Origin of the sequence: Arthrobacter ulcerisalmonis (assembly GCF_900609065.1) — a bacterium.
Classification (GTDB): domain Bacteria; phylum Actinomycetota; class Actinomycetes; order Actinomycetales; family Micrococcaceae; genus Arthrobacter; species Arthrobacter ulcerisalmonis.
Genome location: NZ_UXAU01000041.1, coordinates 118,746 through 140,441, shown reverse-complemented (window position 1 = coordinate 140,441; position 21,696 = coordinate 118,746). Strand labels below are relative to the sequence as shown.

The window sequence follows — 21,696 nt, the reverse complement described above, 5'->3', positions numbered from 1 at the left end:
TGGCACCTCGGCGGGACCACCACCGCCACCAACACCGCAGGACTCTGCGAAGCCTGCAACTACACCAAAGAACAACCCGGCTGGAAAACCACCACCAACCCCGGCACCAGCGAACCCGGCACCAACCCCACCTGGACTAGCACCAACGACCCCGTCAGGCATCAACTCCACATCACCACACCCACCGGACACACCTACACCTCCACAGCACCCCCACCCCCGGGCGCAGCTCAAACACGAAGCAGCCCAACGCCAGGACCGGGCACCCCGACGCCGCTATGACCCAAGCGGCTGGCGATGAGGTGCCGTTGCCAGAGGAGTAGCAGGTCCGTCGCCTTACATCTCCGAGACCTCAGCTGTCCCGAACTTCGGCTGCCCCCCCGACTTCAGCCTTTCGAAGCGTCAGCCTCGAGTGACTTAGCTCTTCGGGCTGTGAGCGTCCGGGCTCTCAGGCGTCGCGGGTGCTGGCCTGGTGACCAGCCAGGCAATCCAGACGCCCAGAATGTAGAGCGGCGCACCCATGATCAGGCGGGTGGTGGCCAGGGCGGCGAGTCCGTCCGGGCCCATGAGGTAGAGCGGCACCTGGACCAGGAGGCGCAGGACCAGCACCGAGACGATGATCCACGTACCCAGGCGATAGGCCCGCACCCGCGCGTCATCCTTGCGCCAATCCAGGCCCTCATTGCGGATGAACCCGAAGAGTAGACCCGCGATGGGCCACTTGATGACGATCGAAATCACCATGCCCACCACGTAGGCAGCGTTGGTGATCAGGCCCGGCAGGTAGAAGTCCTCAGCCTTGCCGGTGGAGTTGGCCAGCCACGCTGAAATACCCACGCCCACGACGCCGGCCAACGCCTGGGTCAGCGGCTTGCGTTGAATCAGGCGAACCACCGTGAACACCGCAGAGACGGCCAATGCTGCGATCAGCGACGGGGTGAGGTCCGTGGTGATGGTGAAGGCAATCAGGAACACCAGTCCCGGCGCGATGCTCTCGGCAATGCCCTGGACTCCCCCGGCACTGCGGAGGACGTCAACCTGGCCGGTGTGCGTCCGATGCAGCCCAGCCTTGGCCGCATACTCGGCGGCCAACGCCGTAGCACTGACCTGGCCCTGCGTGCTGGCCTGGGCTTGCGTGCTTGCCGGAGCGTCTGCGCTGGTGTCACGTTCACTGGCGTGGCTGGGTCCGGCGTCGGGCGTGAAGCCCTGGGCTGGGCGCTGGTTTGCGCCGCCGGTGGAATCGGCTGCCTGGGTGGGGTCCTGCTGGGGCGCGGTCATTCGTGCTCCTGATGCGAAAGAATTTCGTAGCGTGGGTTGAAAATGGTGGGCAGGCCGTGACTTCGGGAGAGCATGCCCTCCAGGCGGAGCTCAGTTCCGGCTTCAATGCCAGGCACCCGGCGCCGGCCCAGCCAGACAACGCGAAGCCGGGAGCGCTGTCCTACCTTGATGACAGAGCCCGGCCGCGCAGATTCGGCGTCCGAAAGGATCGCCGCAAACATGGCGGTCTGGTTGGCGGGCACGAAGGTGACCGACTCGATGCGTCCCTGACAAAGGACCCTGCCTTTGTCCGGCAGTTCGCTCAACGGGAGCGCGGCGCCAAGCCCCGGAACACCGGCGTGCTCCACCTCAGACACTGGGTATCAGCCGATCTGCGTGGTTTCAGGACCGCGCTCGGGTTCCTGCAGGGTGGGCGCCCCGGCAGGCAACGGTGAGCTGGCGGCATCCTTCGGGAGCCGAAGCTGCAACAGATCACGCGGCGGCATGGGGACGTCGCCGCGGATGACAACAACCTGGCGGAACAACGTTTCCAGCGGCTCGGCTGCGTCGCGTTCCAGCGCTGCGGCACCACCGAAGACGCCGCGAAGGAACCAGCGGGGACCGTCGACGCCGATGAATCGGGCCGCGCGGTAACCCTGGCTGCCATCAGGCATGCCAGCAGGAAGCTTTGCCACAAGTTCCGTGCCGAAAGTACCTTCGATTTCTTCGACCTGGCCACCTTGCGAGCCCACCGACTGACCGATCTGTGTACGGATTTCGTCCCACAGCTCCTCGGTTTTTGGTGCAGCGAAGGCCTGGAGCTGCAGGCTCGAGCCGTTGAGGTCCAAGGTGACGGCCACGACGCGTTGGGTGGCTTCCTCGACCTCGAGACGCAGCTGGAGTCCCTCACTGGGCGTGATCAGCAACGCGCCCATGTCAACGTAACCGTCCTGGCTGTCGATCTCGGAGACGTCGAAGGGGCCGTTGTCACGGCGTCCGGCGAGGTCGCCGTCGTCGTCCGTCGCTTCCGCTGGCGTCAGCGAATCGTCTGGTTCCACTGCATGTTCCTGTTTGGCTTTCTTGCCGCGCCCAAAGACCATGGGATTCTCCTTAGTAGTGAATTTCCGGTCCCGGCCCGTGGGCGGTCCCGTCGTCGTTGTACGTTGCCCCCGTGACAACCCGCGTTGACGCTGAATCAGGCGCTTGGACCGCCGAACCCGCCCGTGGAACCAAAGCCGCCGGTACCTCGGGCGGATCCGGTCAATTCGGTGACGGCAACAAACGTCGCGTACTCAACGCGCTGGATGACCATCTGGGCAATTCTATCGCCGCGTTTGAGTTCGATCGTTTGGTTGGCATCGGTGTTGAGGAGCGTCACGGAAATCTCCCCGCGGTATCCCGCATCAACGGTTCCGGGCGCATTCACGATGGTCAGTCCATGCTTGGTGGCGAGCCCGGACCGTGGATGGATCAGCGCCACAAATCCGTGCGGCAGCGCGATGGCAACACCCGTGGGGACCAGCTTGCGCTCGCCCGGGGCCAGGCTGACATCCTCGCGGGCGCGAAGGTCGGCGCCGGCGTCACCCGGATGTGCGTACGAGGGCGGCTCCAGCTCCGGATCCAGCATCTGCAATTGCACCTCGAGTGTGGGTGCAGCGGATTGCTCGGCGAGGTGGGCGGCAGCAGTGGGTTGATCAGTCACAGTAAGCCACTCTAACCCGGCCGCTATGCCGGACCTAGGCCAGCCGCCGGCCGGCGACGCACGCTGCCCGGGCCAATGTGAAATCACCAGGCAAAGGTGGAAAGCTAGGGTCATGCCCGAATCGACTGCGCCTTCTTCCGACTCCACCACCCCGTCCCAAGGAGCGTCCGAGCTGTATCGGGAAAAGCTCTGGCCCAACGCGTGGATCTGGATCATTGGAGCGGGCATTGCAGGAGCGGGAATTTTGGTGTTTGCGCCCATCAGCGCCGCCGCGGGCATCACCGCAGCAGCCGTGCTGTTTGTCATCATCGCTGCGCTCCTCATCCTTTCGACACCGGCCATTGTGGTCACGGAGAGCACCGTTTCGGTGGGACGGGCCACCATTGAGCGGCGATTCGTGGGCAGCGTTGAATCATTCCGCAAGGGTGAAGCGACCGCCGAACGCGGTACGCGACTGAATGGTTTGGCGTTCCTCTGCTTCCGCGGCTGGATTGATCCGGTGGTCAAGATCGAAATCACCGATCCCGCCGATCGCACGCCGTACTGGTTGACTTCCAGTCGCCGCCCGGAGGAACTCGTCAAGGCCCTTTCCCGGGACTGATGGACTTCCTGGCCTGACACCGCACGCCGAGTAACCCGACCCAGCGATGAGGGTAAACCGGGTGATACGGCGGAAAATTGCGGCGCGCCCTGCCTCTTGAGCCAATTCCAGGCCTACGGATGGCAGAGTTTCGCTTGATAGTCATGTCAAGGTGGAGGATTTGTATGCAGGATCTACGGCTTGTAGGCCTACACGACGACGGGACTCACCTCCTGTTGAGCGGGGCCGGCGGCGAGATGTTCCAGCTGCCGATCGATGAGGCGCTACGGACGGCGAGCAGGAGTGCCGCTAAACCGCGCGCCGAGAAACCTTCAGTGCCAATGTCACCGCGGGATATCCAGGCGCGGATTCGGGCTGGTGCCACCGCCGCAGATGTTGCGGCGATTGCTGGCTTGCCGCTGGCCAAGGTCCAGCGCTACGAGGGCCCTGTCCTTGCAGAGCGGGATTATGTGGCCCAGCAGGCCCGCAAGGTTGAGGTTGCCGCCCCCGCGCCTGGGCACGATGTCTATCGTTCGGCGTTTGGCGACAGCCCCGCCACGTTGGCCGATATGGTGGCCCACCGACTCTCTGCCCACCAGATCGACGCCGCAGACGTTGAATGGGACTCGTGGCGGAACTCCGACGGCTCCTGGACGGTCTCTGCCGAGTTCGAAACCGGCACCTCGACTACTACTGGGATCGGCGAAGCCCCGCCCGCGCTGTGGACCTTCAGCCCTGCCCGGAAGTCGCTGCAGAACGCCAATCGCTGGGCCCAACAGCTCAGCGAACTTGAACCTCTGGACGGCCCGCTCCCCGCGCGCCGCCTGTCGGCCGTCTCAGACAAGCCTTTCGACGTTGAGGCAGACGGTGACGGCGAAGCCGCCAACCTTGTCGCCCTCAGCGCACCCGGCCACGGCTCGGCAACTGACCCCGAAGGCATCCTGGACATGCTCCGCTCACGGCGCGGACAACGCCTTGGCGTCGACGAGCAGTCTGACGATGCACTGGCTCTCCTGTTGACCCATGGCGTTCCTGCCGCCCACCCGAGGCCGTCGGAAGTGACAGCGGAAACGGAAGAAACTCCTGACGCTGAGACGCCAGCCGAGGTTCCGGCCGCACACGAGGAGTCTCCAGCCCGGCGCAGTTCGGCCCGCCCGTCAATGCTGTCACGCCTCAGCCTGATCCCGCCGCACCGTGACTCCGAAGACGATGCACTGAGACTGCACGACGGCGTCAGCACCGAAACGCGCGAGATCACCATTGTGGCGTCCCCGCGAAAGGCGGATGGCGACTCAGCCTCACCATCGGTTCCCCGCACGGGCTCCTCTGGCACGGCAGGTCTGAACGAACTTCTGGGCGGCAACTCACGCCGCCCACAGCCCCGGAATGATGAAGAGACCTCCGGTGAAGCTGACGTTCCAGAACGCCAGCCTGCCCGGCCCAAGCGCTCCAGCGTCCCCTCCTGGGACGACATTGTCTTCGGCACCCGCGGCGACTAACTGGCCTGGCGCACAGGTCGCCTGGGGAAGTGTGAACTAGTGGCTGGAGCCTGACGCGCCGCGCCAGAGGCAAGCATCCACGTCGAACGGCAGCAGCTGGTCTTGTTCTGCCATGAGGTTGGCGCCGTGGGCAGTGACCCTGCGCATGTAGTGTCGCCTGCACAACGTTTCGTACCCAACGGCGGCTTCGGCCGCAGTCCCGAGCACCGCAGGAGTGGGGGCCAGGGAAGCAGAACCTGCCATGTCGACGTCCCCCACCAGCACCTGCGCACCCTCGGTGACCATGACACCGTCAACGGTCCGTGCGTTGTGCGTGGCCCGTTGGCCGCACCAACAGAGCGCTTCGACTTGGAGGAGCTGCACCCGGTCGGCCAGTTCGATGAGGCGCTGCGAGCCCGGGAAGAGCTTGGTGCGGAAGTCGGCCGAGATGCCAAAAGCGAAGACGTCCACGCCGATCTCGTCCACCACTTTGGCAAGCTGTTCCACTTGCAGCGGTGTATAGAACTGTGCTTCGTCGCAGATGAGGTAGTCCACGTGTTGCCCCTGCGTCCGTCGATGCATGACTTCGTCCCAGAAGTCGGTGGCGTCCACCACCTCGACAGCATCGGTTTCGAGTCCCAGCCGGCTTGAAATCTTTGAGGCGCCGGCCCGGTCATTGCGGCTGAAGCGCACTCCCCCGCGACCCCGGGCCCTGTGGTTGTGGTCCATCTGCAGCGCTAGTGTCGACTTGCCGCAGTCCATGGTTCCCGAGAAAAACACCAACTCAGCCACGGCGGCCGCCGGTGGCGGTGAAGCAGAGCAGCGGCACTTCGCGTTCCGCTTTGGTGAGGGACCCGTGTTGGCCCACCACTTCCATGGCGGCTGCACGGACCCGGCGCAGGTCGTAGAGCGCCAGGGAATCGCGGACAGCGATCATGACGTCGCCGATCCGGCCCTCGACGGCGGCCCGCGTGGCACCAAACAGGCCGGCACCGATCCCTTCCTCGCGGGTGAAGGCCCAGATTTTGGTGCCAAACCGTGCCCGCCAGGCCGCGATGAGGCGTTCCTGGCCGGCAGCCCGGTCACCGTCAGGGTCGAGGTAGAGGTGCACCATGCGCGGTTCGCCGGCCGTGTGCTGTACCCCCGCAACCAGCTCGGGGAACTGCGAAAAGTCGATCCGTTGGCTTTCCGGGACGTCCACCATGCCGTGATCCCCGGTGAGCACAATGGTGGTGCCTGCCGGCAGGGACGCGTTGAGGCGCTTCATGGTGGCGTCCAACTCCTCAAGCTGGTGCTCCCACTGCGCAGATTGGCAGCCGTGCCGGTGCCCGGCCTTGTCCAACTCGTTGAGGTAGTAGTACATGAGGGAACGGCTGGACTTCGCCATGGCCTCTGCAGCGGCCGCGGTCCTTGCGTGCGGGGTGACGGCCGAGACGAAGCGGCCGCCCCGGAGCGCAGCCCGGGTCATGGGCGAATCGGCGAACTGCGGCAGGCTGACGGTGATCACGTCAACCTCGGCGGCCGCCCGTTCCAACACTGTGGGGAATGGCTGCCACGCCTTGGGGTTGACCCCGGCGTCCCAGTTTCCCAGGAGGTTGACCACTTTGTCCTGCTCCGGGTCCAAGACGTCGTAACCCACCATTCCGTGCTGGCCAGCAGGCAGCCCGGTGCCAAAACTCGCCAACGCGGCGGCAGTGGTGGAGGGGAACGTCGAGTCGAGCCAGACCGGAATCTCGCCCTGGCCAGCCTGGATGATCGACCGCAGGAACGGAGTGTGCGCCGATTTCTGCTTCAGCAGGCTACGGCCCAGCCCGTCAGCAAGCACCACGCATACGCGGGGCGCAGTAGGCAGGCCCAGCGTATTGGTGAAGCCGCCGACGCCGACACTCGCCGCGGCGCTCGTCAAAAGTTCAGCGAGGGAGCGGCTGCCGTACGCAGGAGGCACGGGAAGGTCGGACGCTACAATGCCAGCAGCTGCAGTGCCAGCAGAAGAGTCAGTGGTCAAGGGAACAGCGTGCGGCTCGGATGTCATCAGCGCTGTTGGTGGCCGCGGCTGAGACGGTTGCCAAACACGCCTGCCCGCGGACGTGGCGGCAGTGACTGAATGTGCGGAGCCTGGCCTGTGGATCCGGTGTTGACCGCACGCAGGGCACGCGCAAAAAGCTTCGCCTCCTGCACCGCCTGGGGGCCGTCAGCTTCGGCGCTGATGCGCAACACAATGTCTTCCTGGGCGATGGTCCCGGTGAAGCCGTGATCGGCTTCGCACTGGGGGTCCCCGCAACTTGCCGGTCCCATGTCGAGGCGTTGGCCACCAGACCAGGCGATGGCGAGCGTCAGTTCGCGGACCGGGTCTGAGGGCTTGTAGTCCTGCGGTTGGGCGTACATGTAGCTGAGGACCACGGAGCGGATCTGCGCCACGGGCACGGATTCCGTGGATACCTGCGCCACGATCTGCTCGCCCGTCTCGTCGAGCTGCTGGTCGTCAACGTGGGTGATCACCAGCATGTCGGCGGTCAGTACCAGGACAGTGATGTGGCGGCGCACTTCGGCCCGATCAAAGTGAGTTTCGAGGTGCACCAGGTGGGCTACGCAATCGCGGCCGTCCAGGGCATCATCCACCACGTCCGCCACGAGGCGGGGGTAGAAGCCTGCCTTCTGCAGGGCGGTTTCCAGGCTCTGGCCTGCTGGACCGTGGCTGTGCGAGCCGTGCTGGCGTACTGCCTTGGATTCGTTGCCGGGCGTTTCTGGCGCCGAAGCGGGAGGCTGAAAGCTCATTGGACTATTTTCACAGATCGGCCGGTCACTTGCTAACCGGCCTAGCCGAGCATGGCACGCCGTGCACTGTCTGTCCGCCGGGCGGCGTTGCCGATCCACACGTTGGCTGCGAGGATGCTGGCCCCAGCGGCTCCGCACTGCACCGGATTGAACTCGATGAGCGCGATTTCCGGGTGATTGTCCTTCAGCCAGGCCAGGCGCGCCGCCAGATCCTCCAGCGCGGCAGCGTCTACGGCCGGCAGCCCCTGGTAGCCGAAGAGTTTGGGGGCAGCGCGGGGTGCCCTGATGAACTCCTTGACGTCAACGTCCGTCAACGGCGGGACCCGATGCGCCCAGTCGTCCAGGAGGTTGACGGCGTCCCCAGCCAGCCCAAACGAAATAACGGGTCCCAGCATGGGGTCCTCGATAGCGCGGAAGGTGCAGGCCTGTCCCACCGCGGCCATGCTCTGCACCTCGAGGCCAGCGTCGCCATAGGAGGCCAACGATCGCCGCATCTGGCTGACGTTTTGGCGCAGTGACTCCGCATCCGGGATGTCCAACCGCACCCCGCCCAGGTCCAGCCGGTGCCGCAGCGTTGGGTTGGTGGTCTTGAGCGCTACGGGCCAGCCCAGCGCGTCGGCGGCTTCGACTGCCTCTTCCGTCGATTCAAAGCCAACCGATGGCAGAACGCTGATGCCGTAGTGGCCCAGCAACGACGCGACGGCGGCCTGGTCCAACTCCTTGAGTTGGGCGCCGGGAACGTCGCGCAACAGCACCTCGATTTCGGCACTGGCAGTGCGGGGATCACACCCGGCCGGTTCCATGAAATGACCGTGGTCCCGTCCCACCCAGCCGGAATATCGGACCACGGCTGCGAGCGCGGCCACCGCGGCCCCCGGATTGGAGAAGCACGGGATGGCGAGTTCGGCGTCCCCCACCCTGCCCTCCACGTAAATGGAGGCATCCAGAATCCCGGTGAACACCGCGACAACCGGTTTGCCCGCCGCGATGGAGCATTCGGCCAGGACCCGTGCGATGCTTTCCACCGTCAGTCCCCGCGCCGGCAGCAGTGCAGCCACCGCAGCGTGCACATCGGCATCCGCGAGCGCCGCCAACAAGCGCTCTCGCAGCATGGGCAGCGCAACTGACTTTCCGGCGTCGAGATCCAAGTTCAGGACGGTACCGGGCACGGTGAGGCCGTGGCTTTCAGCGCTGTCGGCCACCACTTTACCCAGGGCCAAGGAGTTGCTGAGGATGACCAGGCCGGGACCTGCCGGGGCTGGCTGCCCGGACACCACCTGCGCCACGTCCACCAGTTCTTCGATGGTCTCCACCCGGATAACGCCTGCTTGCTTCAGCATGGCGTCGAGCGCGCCGGTGGGCGCCTGTGTGGTCCGTACGGCGTGGCCTGGCGGCAGGCGCAAACCCATGGCGTCGGATTTGGCCACGATGACCGGTTTGGTGAGGGCCAGCCGCCTGGCTAGCCGGGAGAACTTGCGGGGGTTGCCGATCGATTCGAGATAGAGCCCCACAGCGGCCGTATCGGCGTCGTCTTCCCAGTACTGCATCATGTCGTTGCCGGAGACGTCGGCACGGTTGCCCGCGGAGAGGAACGTCGACAGGCCAAGTCGGCGGCGGCTGGCGGCCGCGTACAGGGCAACGCCGATCGCTGCCGATTGGCTGAAAAGGCCCAGTCCGCCGCGGACCGCCAAGGTGGGGGCCATGGAGGCGTTCAAGGCAACGTCGGGGTGGGTGTTCACGATCCCCAGCGATGCGGGGCCGATCACGCGCATGCCGTTTGCCCTGGCCTGGCGCACCAGGTCGCGCTGCCTCTGGAGGCCGCGTTCGCCGTCGTCCGCGAATCCTGCCGTGGCGACCACCACCCCCTTGACCCCGGCAGCCGCGCATTGGTCCAGAACCGCCGTGACCTCCTCATACGGTACGGCGATCACGGCCAGCTGAACCGGGACGGGAACGTCGGCGAGGGACCCGTAGGACATCATGCCGGCCAGTTCGAGGGCTTCGGGGTTGATACCGAAGACCGGTCCGGGGAAGCCGGCCTCAATAATGTGTTCGAGCAGTTGGTGCCCCACGGTGCCCCATTTTCGGCTCGCCCCGATAACGGCAATGGACGACGGCGTCAGCAAGTCCTGCACACTCCTCGCCTCGGCGCGGTGCTCGCGTGCCTCCATCACGGCCCTGGATTTCTCCGTCGGGTCCACGTTGAACTCGAGGCTGATCACGCCGTCGTCGAAATGCCGTTTGACGTCATACCCGGCGTCAGCGAAGACCATGAGCATCTTCCTGTTGTCCGGCAGGACTTCGGCGGTGAAGCGCAGGATGCCGTTTTCGTGGGCCGCCGCCGCGAGGTGCTCGAGCAGGATGGATCCGATGCCCCTGCCTTGGTGCGCGTCGGCGATGTTGAAGGCGACCTCCGCCTCGGCTGGATCATCGAGGCGGTCGTAGCGGCCGATGCCGATGATTTCGCTTCCGCTGGTGATGACGAAGGCGACGCGGTTGGTGTAGTCCACCTCGGTGAACCGCTTCAGTTCCTTGCTGCTCAGCCGGGCCTTGAAGGAGAAGAAGCGCATGTAGATGGATGCCTGCGACTGGCCGACGTGGAAGGCCTGGACTGCGTCAGCGTCTGCTGGGTGGATGGGCCGCAGGTGGGCCGTTCCGCCGTCGCGCAGGACAACATCAGCTTCCCAATGTTCTGGATATTCGCTGTCTGCGGGCTGATCCACCATAGGCTTAGCCTAACCACAATCCCCCGCAGCTCGCCGAGTTGCCGTTGATGTAACCCCGAAGGACTCACCAGCCCCATGGCCCGCCGCCAAAGTTCAACTCCTGCTGCCGACGATTCTCCGTTCACGGAAAACATTGTGGACATTGATGTCACGGCCGAAATGGAAGGTTCGTTCCTCGAATACGCCTACTCGGTGATTTATTCGCGGGCCCTGCCTGACGCCCGGGACGGGCTGAAGCCTGTGCAGCGGCGCATCCTGTACATGATGAGTGACATGGGGCTGCGCCCGGATCGCGGTCACGTGAAAAGCGCCCGGGTGGTGGGCGAAGTCATGGGCAAGCTGCACCCGCACGGCGACGCCGCCATCTACGACGCGATGGTCCGGATGGCCCAGGACTTTTCGCTGCGCCTGCCGTTGATTGATGGGCACGGCAACTTCGGCTCGCTCGACGACGGCCCGGCAGCCCCGCGGTACACGGAGGCCAGGTTGGCGGCGGCGGCCCTCTCCCTGACGGACCACCTCGACGAGGACGTGGTGGACTTCGTCCCCAACTACGACAACCAACTGACCCAGCCGGAGGTCCTGCCGGCGGCGTTCCCCAACCTGTTGGTCAACGGCGCCACCGGCATTGCGGTGGGCATGGCCACCAACATGGCCCCGCACAACCTCGTGGAAGTGATCGCGGCAGCCAGGCACCTCATCGCCAACCCGGAGGCCACGCTTGAGGATCTGATGCGCTTTGTCCCCGGTCCCGACCTCCCCAGCGGCGGCCGGATTGTGGGCCTGGCCGGGATTCGCGACGCCTACGCCACGGGCCGCGGCTCGTTCAAGACCCGGGCCAAGGTAGAGGTGGAGCAGCTTTCTGCCCGCCGCACCGGCCTGGTGGTGACTGAACTGCCCTACATGGTGGGTCCGGAGAAGGTCATCGAGAAGATCAAGGATGCCGTCAACGCCAAGAAGCTGACCGGCATCAGCGACATTGTGGATCTCACGGACCGTAAGCATGGACTGCGGCTGGTCATTGAGCTCAAGAACGGCTTCAACCCCAGCGCCGTGCTCCAGCAGCTGTACCGCTATTCCCCGATGGAGGACTCCTTCGGGATCAACAACGTCACCCTGGTGGACGGGCAACCGCAGACCCTGGGCCTGGTCCCGCTGCTCACGGTATACGTCAACCACCGGATCGATGTGGTGCGCCGCAGGACCGCTTTCAGGCTGGGCAAGAAACAGGACCGCCTGCACCTGGTAGAGGGCCTGTTGATCGCCATTGTGGACATCGACGAGGTCATCCAGATCATCAGGTCCTCGGATGAGGTCGCCGCGGCCCGTACCCGGTTGATGAGCATCTACGATCTGTCCGAGATCCAGGCCAATTACATCCTGGAACTGCGGCTGCGGCAGCTCACCAAGTACTCCCGGATCGAACTGGAAAAGGAACAGGACGAGCTGCGGGCCGAAATTGCCGAACTCGAGGCGATCCTGGCCTCGGAAGTTCGGCTCCGCACCCTGGTGTCCGACGAGTTGGCCGAAATTGCGCAGAAATACGGCACCCCCCGCCGGACGGTGTTGTTGGAATCAGAAGCTGTCTCCCCCACTGTCGCCGCGGAACTCGCCGCGGCGACGGCCGGGAAGGGCAAGGCAGCTCCGCTCGCCCTCGAGATCGCCGACGATCCGTGCTGGGCCATCCTCACCGCTTCGGGCCAGATCGCCCGGACCAGCAACCAAGAACCCATGGCTGAGGCGGGCCCGCGTGTGCGGCACGACGTCTTCGCCTCCGTCATCAAAACGTCCGCCCGGGGTGAAATAGCCGCAATCACCTCGCAGGGCCGCATGTTGCGCCTGCAGGTGATGGACATGCCGGTGCTGCCGCCCATGTCGGGTCTGCCCAACCTTGCGGGCGGTGTGCCTTCCAAGGACTTCATCACCCTGTTGAAGGGTGAATCACTGGTGGCCTTCGCGCCCTTGGACCAGATCCTCGCCCTTGGCACCGTCCAGGGCGTGGTGAAGCGGGTGCAGCCTGACTATCCGCTGAACCGGGAGGACTGGGAAGTGATCGCCCTCAAGGACAAAGACACCGTGGTGGGCGTGGTGGCAGCTGACGCGGACGACGACGAACTCGTGTTCGTGACGAAGCAGGCACAGCTGCTGCGGTTCGCCGCCGCGGTGGTCCGGCCGCAGGGCCGCACCGCAGGCGGGATGGCAGGAATCAAACTGGCCGACGACGACGTGGTGCTGTTCTTCGGTGCGGTCCGGCCGGCAGATCAGGCCGCCGTCGTGGTTACCATTGCCGGCACCACGGGCGCCCTACCGGGCACCGCGCCCGGGACCGCCAAGGTGACGGCCTTCGCCGAGTACCCGGCGAAGGGCCGCGCCACTGCAGGGGTCAGGGCGCACCGCTTCCTCAAGGGCGAAGACACCCTGCTGCTCGGCTGGGCTGGCCACGGACCGGCGAAAGCGTCCTCGGCTGGCGGGGTGGCTCGCTCACTGCCGCAGGAGCACGGCCGCCGCGATGGCTCCGGCGTTCCGCTGTCCCAGGCCGTGGATCTGATTGGACCGGCCATGGCCTGGGAAACGCCTGCGTCAGAGGACGAATAAACCCTCCCTGGCGGGCGTCTCCACGAGCTGGCCCAGGCGACTCAACGGGTCCAGGTGTAGGGAGTAGTGCTGGAGACCTTGAGCAGCCCGGCCCGTTCAAGGATGGGCCGGGAAAATTCCGTGGAATCGCTGTGGATCAAGGTTTTTCCCAGCTGGAGGGCTGCCCGGGCGCGCTCGGCCGTGAGCGTCCGGTAGATCCCTTGGTGCCGCCACTCCGGCAGCGTGGCGCCACCCCAGATACCCGCGAAATCGGTCCCTGCCACCGGTTCGAGCCTGCCGGCGCTGACGAATTGCCCGGCGTGCTCGGCAGCCCAGAGTTGCGTGCCGTCGTCGCGCTGCAGCTTGTTCACCAGGTCCTGGGCCCGGGACACAGACACGGCCTCGCCGAAGACCGTATCTTGCATGGCGCTCACGGCCCGGACTTCCGCCGGATCAGTGATGCGGCGGACGGTGATGCCAGCCGGCAGGGAGGTGTCGGCAACGAGCCCAGCTGCAGCGCCGATCATGATGGATTCCGGCTCCCCTTGCTGGAAGCCACTGCGAGACAGGGCCTGGTGCAGGCCGGGTGCGGCGTCATGCGCCCGGCTCTTCCACTCCACTGCTGTCACCTCCGGAGCAGCGCGGAACGACATGTCTGCCTGCTGCACCCAGGCAGCGATCGCTGCCTGGTCCGCCCCCGCGAGGTCAGCGTAGGTGATGAATCCCCGCCCGCCGTCGAACGTAGCCAGCAGGAGCGGGCCGATCCTGGTGACGGCCAAGGCCCCCGTCACTTCAGCGTCGAGTCGCAACTGCTGATCATAGGCGGCAAGGTACTGGGTCCTGAGCTGCTGAAACGTGAGCTGAGGTGACGGATCCTGCAGTGGTGAACTGGCCATGGACGTTCACGCTAGCAGGCACGGTACCGTCCGCAGCCACCTCCGCCCCATAGACTGCACGCATGCCTATCGAGCCCGAAGACAGGGACTGGACCTGGGTCCTCTCCCGCCCCTGCCCCGAGTGCCATTTCGACGCCGCCACCGCCACCCCTGCCACCGTGCCCAGCAGCATCGACAGCATGCTGCCCCGCTGGCGTGCGGTCCTGCGCCGCGCCAACGCTGCCGATCGACCCGACGAGAACACCTGGTCCGCCCTCGAGTACGCCTGCCACGTCCGCGACGTCTTTGAACTATTCGACCAACGCCTCGCCCTGATGCTGACCTCGGACGATGCCCGCTTCCAGAACTGGGACCAGGACCAGACGGCCCTCGACAGCGACTACGCGGCTGCCGATCCCGCCGTCGTCGGCGCCGAACTCACGGCAGAAGGCGAGGGCCTGGCCGCCGCCTTCGCCGCCGTCCCTGAGTCCGAATGGGGCCGCAAGGGCCTGCGCAGCAACGGCTCCGAATTCACTGTCTTGACCTTGGCGCAGTACTTCTTGCACGACGTCGTCCATCACCTGCATGACGTGGACGGCTAGGTTCCCGCCGCATCACGCTCGCCTCGGTCACCACGAACTTAGGCTCCCCTTAGTATGGTCTATATGCCGTCACGCCGAAATGATGCCCAGCGCCCGAAAAATCCCCCCTTCACGCAGTGGACGGACGGACGACTGTCCCGGCTGGCGATTTTCGGCGGCCGTCGCGGCTGGTTGGTCCTCCTGGGGACAGGCGGCTTTGTTGCGCATCAGGTCTGCGAGGCCCTGGTCCCGGTGGTGATTGGCGCCGTCGTCGACAATGCGTTGGCACCGGCGGACGGCGCAGCCCTGGGGGTGTGGCTGGCCATCCTGGCGGGTGTCTTCCTGGTACTGGCGTTCTCGTGGCGCATCGGCATGCGGCTGACCGTTCGGGCCTACTCTTTCGGCTCCCATGACCTGCGCCAACTGGCGATCACCAGGGTCCTGGATCCGCGCGGAATGCGGCACCGGAGAGCTCCGGGCGAGGTCATGTCCATCACCTCGTCGGATACGGACAGGATCGCCGGCCTGGCATGGCTGGTCGGCGGGTCCGTCGGAGCTGCCGCCGCAGTGGCGACAACGGCGGTAGCGCTCCTGGCCATCTCCGTGCCGCTGGGGCTCGCTGTCCTGGTGGCCACTCCCCTGATGCTGACCGTGATGCATTTCCTGTCCCGGCCGCTGGAACGCCGCAGCGAAGAGGAGCAGGCGACGGCGGCCCACGCCGGTGCGCTCGCCACGGACTTTGTGACGGGGATGCGGGTCCTGAAGGGCCTGGGTGCCGAGGACGCCGCCGCCGAACGCTACCGGACGGCCAGCCAGCGGTCCTATGCCGCGGCCCTCCGGGCCATCCGGTCAAAAGCGGCGTACCTGGGAGTGGGAACTGCGCTTTCCACGACGTTCCTGGCGGGTATTGCGCTCTACGCCGCCCAACTGGCCTTGGCCGGCCAACTTTCAGTTGGTGATTTTGTGGCAGTGGTGGGACTGGCGCAATTCGTCCAGGGGCCCATGATGCGGTTGGGCTTTGTTGGTGTTGAGCTGGCGCAGAAACGGGGATCGAGCCGGCGACTGAGCGCCTTCCTCGCGGAAGCGCCGGCCCTCGCCGCGGCGACGGGCGGGACGATTGCCGGCAGCGCTGCTGCGGCAACCGCAGGCACCGTGGGGGCCGAACTGGCCTTCGCTGGCACCTCCGCGGACGGACTGGATCTGCCAGCTTTTAGCGCCAAGCAGGGTGAGGTGGTGGGTCTGGTGGTTCCCGATTCGGCGAGGGCGAAGCAGTTAATGGGGGTCCTGGGTTTCCACGATCCTGCACCGCGTGGCTGGATCACGGTGGACGGCCACGACGTTGCCGACGTTGACCCACGTCATGGCCGTTCGCGCATCTTTGCCGCAGCGCATGATGCCTCCCTTTTCACCGGGACTATCGCAGCCAACCTGGCGGGCCGGGCCAACGACTCGGCTGGCGCCGAACACCGGGCACTAGCGGCCTCGGCCGTCTCGGACGTACTCAATCACCGTCCCGCGGGCCTCGCATCCCACCTCACCAACGGTGGAACTGAACTCTCCGGCGGGCAGCGGCAGCGGCTGGTCCTGGGCCGGGCGCTGCACCAGCCGCAGCCCATCATTGTCCTGCATGACCCGTCTACAGCCGTGGATTCTGTCACGGAGGGGATGATCGCCGAGGGGCTCCGCCGTTTCCCGGACAAGATCCTGATCTTGATCACCACCAGTCCAGCACTTCTGGCCACCTGTGACCAAGTGATCGTGGCGAATGTGGTGGGTCCGGGCCCGGCCCGCGGCACGCACCGCGAGCTCCTGGCCACCCTGACCGGCTACCGCGAGCTGGTGCAGGCATGAGCGCACTGCACGAGCTTCTTCCTATCGCCAGTTCAGCGCAGACCCGCACCCGACTCTGGCAGATCCTTCGACGCCGTCCGATGCTGTTGACCGGCACGGTGGCGGTGCTGTTGCTGGCGGCCTGCTGCGGTCTTGCCGTGCCCGCCATCCTAGGGGGCATGGTCAACGTGGTCGCTGGCGGGTCAGAGGCCTCCCTCTTGTGGTGGGCTGCGCTGGGACTCCTAGGTGCGGGCCTGGCAGGTGCCGGCTTGGGCATTCTTGGCCAGGTCATGCTGGCCAAGATCTGCGAGGGGGCCTTGGTCAGCCTCCGCGAGGAAGTTTTCGCCGCCGCCACCCGGCAGTCCCTTGCGCGTATTGAACGGGCTGGTACCGGCGACGTGGTGGCCCGGGTTTCAGGGGACGTTGAGGCCGTCAGCGAGGCCATCTCGGGAGTACTGCCGGCATTCACCACCGCCGCCTTCACCATCGCTGTCACGGTTGTTGGCCTAGGTGTCATGGATTGGCGTTTCATGATTGCCGCGCTGTTGGCCGCTCCGCTGCAGATCGTGTCCCTGCGCTGGTTCCTCCGGCGCACCGGTCCCGTCTATCGGGATGTCCGGATCGCCGAGGCCAACCGGACGGAGCAGGTACTCGAAACAGTGCACGGCGCCCACACCGTCATGGCACTGCAGCAGGGCCCTGCCCACGCCGATTTGGTGGCTACCGCCTCACGTGAAGCGATTGCACTGCACCCCACCGGCGTCAACCTGCTGACCCGCTTCTTCAACCGCCTCAACCTCGCCGAGCTGATCGGCCTCGCCGCCATCCTGGCGACAGGCTTCTGGCTGGTCACCACCGATGGTCTCTCGCTGGGAGCCGCCACCGCGGCAGCCCTGTACTTCTACCGCCTCTTCGACCCCATTGGCCTGGTCCTGGGTGAGTTCGATGAGCTGCAGAAGGCTGGCGCCGGGTTGAGCCGCATGATTGGCCTCACCCAGCTGGGAGAAGCTTCGCCGACGTCACGAAGGACTGACGCCGCAGCGGGAACCCCTCCGCCAGCCACCCTTCCGCCGGGTCCCGCAATCGACGTCGACAGGTTGACGTTTTCCTATCCTGGACAGCTGCCTGCCGTCAGGGGTATCAGCTTGAGCGTCAAGGATGGTGAGCGGGTTGCACTGGTTGGCGCCTCAGGCGCCGGCAAAACGTCGGTGGCAAAGCTCCTGATGGGCCTGCAGCAGCCGGACAGCGGTACCATCCGGGTGGCTGGGCGCGACACGGCAGGCACCTCTGCGGAAGAGCTGCGCGCGCTGATCACCCTGGTCAGCCAGGATGTCCACGTGTTCAGTGGATCGTTGGCTGAGGATCTGCGGTTGGCCGCTCCGGATGCGTCCGACGCCGATCTGCTCACCGCATTGGAGCGGGTGGGGGCGGCCTGGGTGCAGGAGCTCGCCGACGGACTCGACACCAGCGTGGGCGCCGGCGGCTACGAACTCAGCGCCGAGCAGGCCCAGCAGGTGGCGTTGGCGCGGTTGATCCTGCGGGACGCCCCTATCGTCATCCTGGATGAGGCAACGGCAGAGGCGGGCACCGGATCCGCTCGATTGCTTGACCAGGCAGCCACCGCAGTGCTGGCCGGCAGGACCGGAATCGTCATTGCCCACCGGCTCTCACAGGCGGTCTCCGCTGACCGGGTGGTGGTCATGGCAGCTGGCAGAATCGTCGAGTCCGGCCCGCACCAGGACCTGGTGGACGCTGGCGGGCCTTATGCGGAGCTGTGGAGCGCCTGGAGCGGGTCCACCGCGTAGTCCGCCAATCCGCCACGGTTAGGCGCTGACAGCTCCAGCCGCGCGTCAGTTGGCATGATGTCTGCCGGATTGTGGGTCACCAACACCACGGTCCGGTGGGAGAGGCCCTGCCGGAGGTCAGCAAGCATGGCGGCTGCAGAATCTGCGTCAAGGTGCGCCGTTGGTTCGTCCAGCAGGATCACCTCGGTACCCGTGAGCAGGGTTCGTGCTACCGCCAGTCGCTGGCGTTCACCGCCGCTGAGGAACGCTCCTCCGGGTCCGATCCTCGTCGCCAGACCCTCAGGCAACCGAGCCAGCAGTTCACTCAGACCTACTGACCCGATGGCGGCCATGAGGTCTGAGTCGCCGGGCGCCTCGCCGGTGGTTTGAACGTGCCTGCCCAGGAGCAGGTTGCCACGGATGGTGGAATCAAACAGGTGCGCCTCCTGTGGGCACCAGGCGACCCGGCCGGTGGCGGCTACTGAACCGGCGGAGACGGGCAGGAACCCCAAGAGAACGGACAGGAGCGTTGACTTGCCTGCTCCGGAGGGCCCGGTGATGGCCAGCCAGCGGCCAGGCTCCGCCACAGCATCAACCGCAGCGAAAACATCGGGACCTCCGGGCCAGGCAGCCGAAACACCCGTGAGTTGGATACCCGGCAGACCGCCGCGACGTGCCGGCACCGGCACCAGGCCCGTTTCGGCGGCAGACTGTTCGTCTGTGGTTGCGCCGTCCAGGGCGCCGGACTCCCCGACCCGCCGCAGGACGGCACGCAACGCGGGATACTGGCGGACCGCCGTCGTCATCGCCGAAAAAGGTTCCACCAGCGCGAGCACCAGGAGGACCAGCACAGCCGCGATGGCCGGGTCCAGTGCGCCAGCAAGGACTGCCGGCGCCACCAGCCAGCCGGTCGCCAATGCGGCAACGCAACAGCTTGCGGTAGTGATGGCCTGCCCCAGGCCGTCGGCCCACGCGGAACGCTGCGATGCCCGGGTGGCGTCGCGATCGTCCGCCCGGAGCCCCGCCAGGACCTGTGCCGCCACGCCGTTGACGTGTAATTCTGCGCGGGCATCGAGGGCCGCAGAGATTCGCCGTAGTACTCCCGCCCGCAACCGCTGTTCGGTGCTGGCTGACGCCCGGTCACCCCACAGCGCAACGACAGGAGCGACCACCAGGCTGGCAATCCCCGCGATGACGACGGCGGGAATCGCTGCAGGCCCTGTCAGCCCGGTAGCCACCAAGGCCAGCGCAAAGACGGCGACGGCGGTAACGGGCGGCAGGACGACACGGGGCAGCAGGTCGCGGATCGTGTCGACGTCGTCCACGATGGTGCCCAGGACGTTCCCGCCCTGAAGCAGCCGCCGCAGCGACATGGCCCGCCGGCTCAGCGACGCCCACAGCCGGCCGCGGAGGCTGGTGAGCGCCGCGAAGACGGCATCGTGCAACAGGAGGCGTTCCCAGTACCGCAGCACCGCCCGGCCGATCCCGAAGAAGCGCACGCCAACGATCGCACCCAACAGGTACAGGATGGGCGGTTGCTCGCTCGCCCTGATGATCAACCAGCCGGACAGGCCGGACAATGCGACCGCAAAGAGCGCGGCCAAGGTACCCACCACGGCGGCCGCGATGAACTTGCCACGGACTGCAGCCAGGAGCCGAGCCAGCAGGCGGCCGGCAGCGGTGGGCTCTGGGCTTGGGTCCGTGTGGGCAGCAGAACCGTGGCCAGTCCCTGCGGATTGACGTGGGTTTTCAGCGTTGGATCCCGGTGGCACCGGCACAGTGGGCGCGGCGGCGCCCTGCACGGATGCACCGGCGGTGTGGGCAGGCGCCGCTGCTACAGGGGTGGCTTCGCTGCCCACCGCCACGAGGTGGTCCGCCAGCGCGCGGGTGCGTTCCTCGTGTGCCACCAAGATGACAGTCACCCGTCCACGGAGCGCGGCCACGGCGTCCTCAACCACGCGGGCAGACACTTGGTCCAGGTGCGCCGTGGGCTCGTCCAGAAGGAGCAGGGTTGCTCCGGTTTCGAGCCGCGCGAAGCCGCGGGCCAAGGCAACGCGACGCAACTCGCCAGGGCTGAGCTCCGCCGGGTGTTTGCCGGCCAGGTGGCCTGCCGCTGCCCTGTCAAGGCATCGCATGGCGAGCACGTGCAGATCCACCGGGTCCGGTCCTGGCGCGACGCTGAGGTACAGCAGCACCTCATCCAGCACGGTGTCTGCCACCAGGACGGGGTGCTGCGGTACCCAGGCGATGGCATTCCGATCCAGCCCGGTGAGGCTCCCCCGTACGGTGGTCCCGACGCCATCTCCGACCGTGCCGGCCAAGACACCCAGGACGGTGCTCTTGCCGGCACCGCTTGGGCCGTCCAGTGCGGTAATCAGTCCGGCCGGCGCGGTGAAGGACAAGGGCCCGACGGCGGGAGTGCCCCTCCCGCTGTACGTCACCGCCAGGTCCGTGACCGTCAGCGGAGTAACGGAGACTCCCGTAGCTGGCAGCCCGGCGCGCGTTGCGTCGGAGACCCGGGCGCCGACGTCGTTCGAGGGAGCACCGGCTGAAACGCCGGGGCGGCCGAGGGCGTCGCCAGTGACCGCGAGCGGAGTGGCTACCGGTGCGGCCAGCACATCAGTGGTCTGGGTGAGTGCCACCCGGCCGTCGTCGCTGGCGTGGTGTGCGGTGCCGAGTTCGCGCAGTGGCAGGTAGCAGTCAGGTGCCAGGATCAGTGCCAGCAGGCCCGCCTCCAGAGGCATCTCGCCGTGGACCAGGCGTACGCCAATGAACACTGCCACCACGGCCACCGAGATCGTGGCGATCAGTTCCAGCGCAAGGGAGGAGAGGAACGCCGTCCGCAACGTGCCCATCGTCTTGGTGCGGTATTCCTCCGAGATTTCCTCGAGGGCCTTGCGCTGCGCTGTGGCCCGGCCCAGGCCCACCAGGACCGGGAGACCTTTGGCGAGCTCGAGCATGTGGGCGGACAGCCGGGTCAGGGACGCTTGAGCATCCCGGACCTCGTCCTCCGTGTACCGGCCGATGAGGACCATGAACAGGGGTACCAGCGGCACCGTCAGGACCACCACCACAGCGCTGACCCAGTCCGCGAACAGGATCCGGGCGCCGATCAGCAAGGGAATGGTGGCGCAGTTGACCAGCGCCGGCAGAAACTGCGTGTAGTAGTTGTCCAGCGCGTCCAGGCCTCGGGAGGCCAGCACCGCGAGCCCGCCGTCTGCTGGGCCAGTGGCCCGCGCACCGTTTCGTAGCGCGTGCGCCAGGAGACTGGCGCGCAGTTCTTCCTTGATCCCCAGCGCGGCGCGGCGGGCGGCCACGGCCTGGGCCCAGACGGTGACCGACCGCAGCACCACGCCCACCAGGCCAAGGGTCAGCTGGTCAGCCCACGCGGAATCCCCGCTGGCCAGGCCTGCAAGCATGGTGGCGATAGCCTGGGCGATCAGCACCAAGGACAATGCCTTCACTGCGGCAAGGAACCCCAGCCAGTAGATGGCGAATCGCGTGGCTGGGCCGGCGGGAAAACGTGGACGCATC

The 21,696-nt window shown here is 66.5% G+C and carries 16 protein-coding genes and 1 pseudogene; 7 read left to right on the top strand and 10 right to left on the bottom strand.

Features of this window, described 5'->3' with window-relative positions:
• A pseudogene (locus PSET11_RS15800) lies at positions 1 to 282 on the top strand (HNH endonuclease); the annotation flags it as partial.
• A gap of 135 nt (positions 283 to 417) precedes the next feature.
• On the opposite strand, the gene PSET11_RS15795 reads toward PSET11_RS15800, so the two are convergent.
• The 4 genes from PSET11_RS15795 to dut all read right to left on the bottom strand — a co-directional run bounded on the left by PSET11_RS15795 (position 418) and on the right by dut (position 2,959).
• The gene (locus tag PSET11_RS15795) at positions 418 to 1,278 is read right to left on the bottom strand and encodes a DUF3159 domain-containing protein (protein WP_124093283.1); all 861 of its coding nucleotides are present in this window, start codon (positions 1,276 to 1,278) and stop codon (positions 418 to 420) included.
• Positions 1,275 to 1,634 carry a single stranded DNA-binding domain-containing protein gene (locus PSET11_RS15790; protein ID WP_238989193.1) on the bottom strand — a complete coding sequence of 120 codons (360 nt, stop codon included), beginning with the start codon at positions 1,632 to 1,634 and terminating at the stop codon, positions 1,275 to 1,277. The genes PSET11_RS15795 and PSET11_RS15790 overlap by 4 nt, the downstream gene beginning before the upstream one ends.
• Positions 1,635 to 1,640: 6 nt before the next feature.
• Complete coding sequence (locus PSET11_RS15785; protein WP_124093282.1) at positions 1,641 to 2,357, bottom strand: DUF3710 domain-containing protein; 717 nt, start codon at positions 2,355 to 2,357, stop codon at positions 1,641 to 1,643.
• Between the two features lie 95 nt (positions 2,358 to 2,452).
• Positions 2,453 to 2,959, bottom strand: coding sequence for a dUTP diphosphatase (gene dut, locus PSET11_RS15780; RefSeq protein WP_238989192.1), 507 nt, complete (start codon positions 2,957 to 2,959; stop codon positions 2,453 to 2,455).
• Between the two features lie 112 nt (positions 2,960 to 3,071).
• On the opposite strand from dut, the gene PSET11_RS15775 reads away from it, so the two are divergent.
• Together PSET11_RS15775 and sepH are read left to right on the top strand one after the other, a co-directional pair.
• On the top strand, positions 3,072 to 3,560 hold the full coding sequence (locus PSET11_RS15775; RefSeq protein WP_124093280.1) for a DUF3093 domain-containing protein: 489 nt from the start codon (positions 3,072 to 3,074) through the stop codon (positions 3,558 to 3,560).
• Positions 3,561 to 3,724: 164 nt separating this feature from the next.
• Complete coding sequence (gene sepH, locus PSET11_RS15770; protein WP_124093279.1) at positions 3,725 to 5,038, top strand: septation protein SepH; 1,314 nt, start codon at positions 3,725 to 3,727, stop codon at positions 5,036 to 5,038.
• A gap of 36 nt (positions 5,039 to 5,074) precedes the next feature.
• Here the strand turns inward: sepH and PSET11_RS15765 are convergent, their stop codons facing one another.
• From PSET11_RS15765 to PSET11_RS15750, 4 genes are read right to left on the bottom strand one after another with little or no spacing between them, the layout of a single operon-like run.
• Complete coding sequence (locus tag PSET11_RS15765; RefSeq protein WP_124093278.1) at positions 5,075 to 5,809, bottom strand: thymidine kinase; 735 nt, start codon at positions 5,807 to 5,809, stop codon at positions 5,075 to 5,077.
• On the bottom strand, positions 5,802 to 7,049 hold the full coding sequence (locus PSET11_RS15760) for an alkaline phosphatase family protein (protein ID WP_124093277.1): 1,248 nt from the start codon (positions 7,047 to 7,049) through the stop codon (positions 5,802 to 5,804). Before PSET11_RS15760 ends, PSET11_RS15765 begins: the two co-directional genes overlap by 8 nt.
• Positions 7,049 to 7,792 (bottom strand): DUF5998 family protein, encoded by a 744-nt coding sequence (locus PSET11_RS15755; protein WP_124093276.1) that lies wholly within the window; start codon positions 7,790 to 7,792, stop codon positions 7,049 to 7,051. The genes PSET11_RS15760 and PSET11_RS15755 overlap by 1 nt, the downstream gene beginning before the upstream one ends.
• 41 nt (positions 7,793 to 7,833) lie before the next feature.
• Positions 7,834 to 10,518: a bifunctional acetate--CoA ligase family protein/GNAT family N-acetyltransferase gene (locus PSET11_RS15750; protein WP_124093275.1), complete on the bottom strand. Its 2,685-nt coding sequence runs from the start codon at positions 10,516 to 10,518 to the stop codon at positions 7,834 to 7,836.
• 75 nt (positions 10,519 to 10,593) lie between these two features.
• Between PSET11_RS15750 and PSET11_RS15745 the strand changes: the two genes are divergently transcribed.
• On the top strand, positions 10,594 to 13,113 hold the full coding sequence (locus tag PSET11_RS15745) for a DNA gyrase/topoisomerase IV subunit A (RefSeq protein ID WP_124093274.1): 2,520 nt from the start codon (positions 10,594 to 10,596) through the stop codon (positions 13,111 to 13,113).
• Between the two features lie 41 nt (positions 13,114 to 13,154).
• Here the strand turns inward: PSET11_RS15745 and PSET11_RS15740 are convergent, their stop codons facing one another.
• Positions 13,155 to 13,988: a GNAT family N-acetyltransferase gene (locus PSET11_RS15740; protein WP_238989190.1), complete on the bottom strand. Its 834-nt coding sequence runs from the start codon at positions 13,986 to 13,988 to the stop codon at positions 13,155 to 13,157.
• A gap of 62 nt (positions 13,989 to 14,050) precedes the next feature.
• Here PSET11_RS15740 and PSET11_RS15735 point away from each other — a divergent pair, with 62 nt between their 5' ends.
• The 3 genes from PSET11_RS15735 to PSET11_RS15725 all read left to right on the top strand — a co-directional run bounded on the left by PSET11_RS15735 (position 14,051) and on the right by PSET11_RS15725 (position 18,183).
• Positions 14,051 to 14,569, top strand: a complete 519-nt coding sequence (locus PSET11_RS15735; RefSeq protein WP_124093273.1) for a DinB family protein — start codon at positions 14,051 to 14,053, stop codon at positions 14,567 to 14,569.
• Positions 14,570 to 14,632: 63 nt separating this feature from the next.
• On the top strand, positions 14,633 to 16,399 hold the full coding sequence (locus PSET11_RS15730; RefSeq protein WP_160118993.1) for an ABC transporter transmembrane domain-containing protein: 1,767 nt from the start codon (positions 14,633 to 14,635) through the stop codon (positions 16,397 to 16,399).
• The gene (locus PSET11_RS15725; RefSeq protein WP_124093271.1) at positions 16,396 to 18,183 is read left to right on the top strand and encodes an ABC transporter ATP-binding protein; all 1,788 of its coding nucleotides are present in this window, start codon (positions 16,396 to 16,398) and stop codon (positions 18,181 to 18,183) included. Before PSET11_RS15730 ends, PSET11_RS15725 begins: the two co-directional genes overlap by 4 nt.
• Here the strand turns inward: PSET11_RS15725 and cydD are convergent.
• A complete protein-coding gene (cydD, locus tag PSET11_RS15720; protein ID WP_124093270.1) occupies positions 18,141 to 21,695 on the bottom strand; it encodes a thiol reductant ABC exporter subunit CydD in 3,555 nt (1,184 codons plus the stop codon). The genes PSET11_RS15725 and cydD overlap by 43 nt on opposite strands.
• Position 21,696 lies beyond the last annotated feature (1 nt).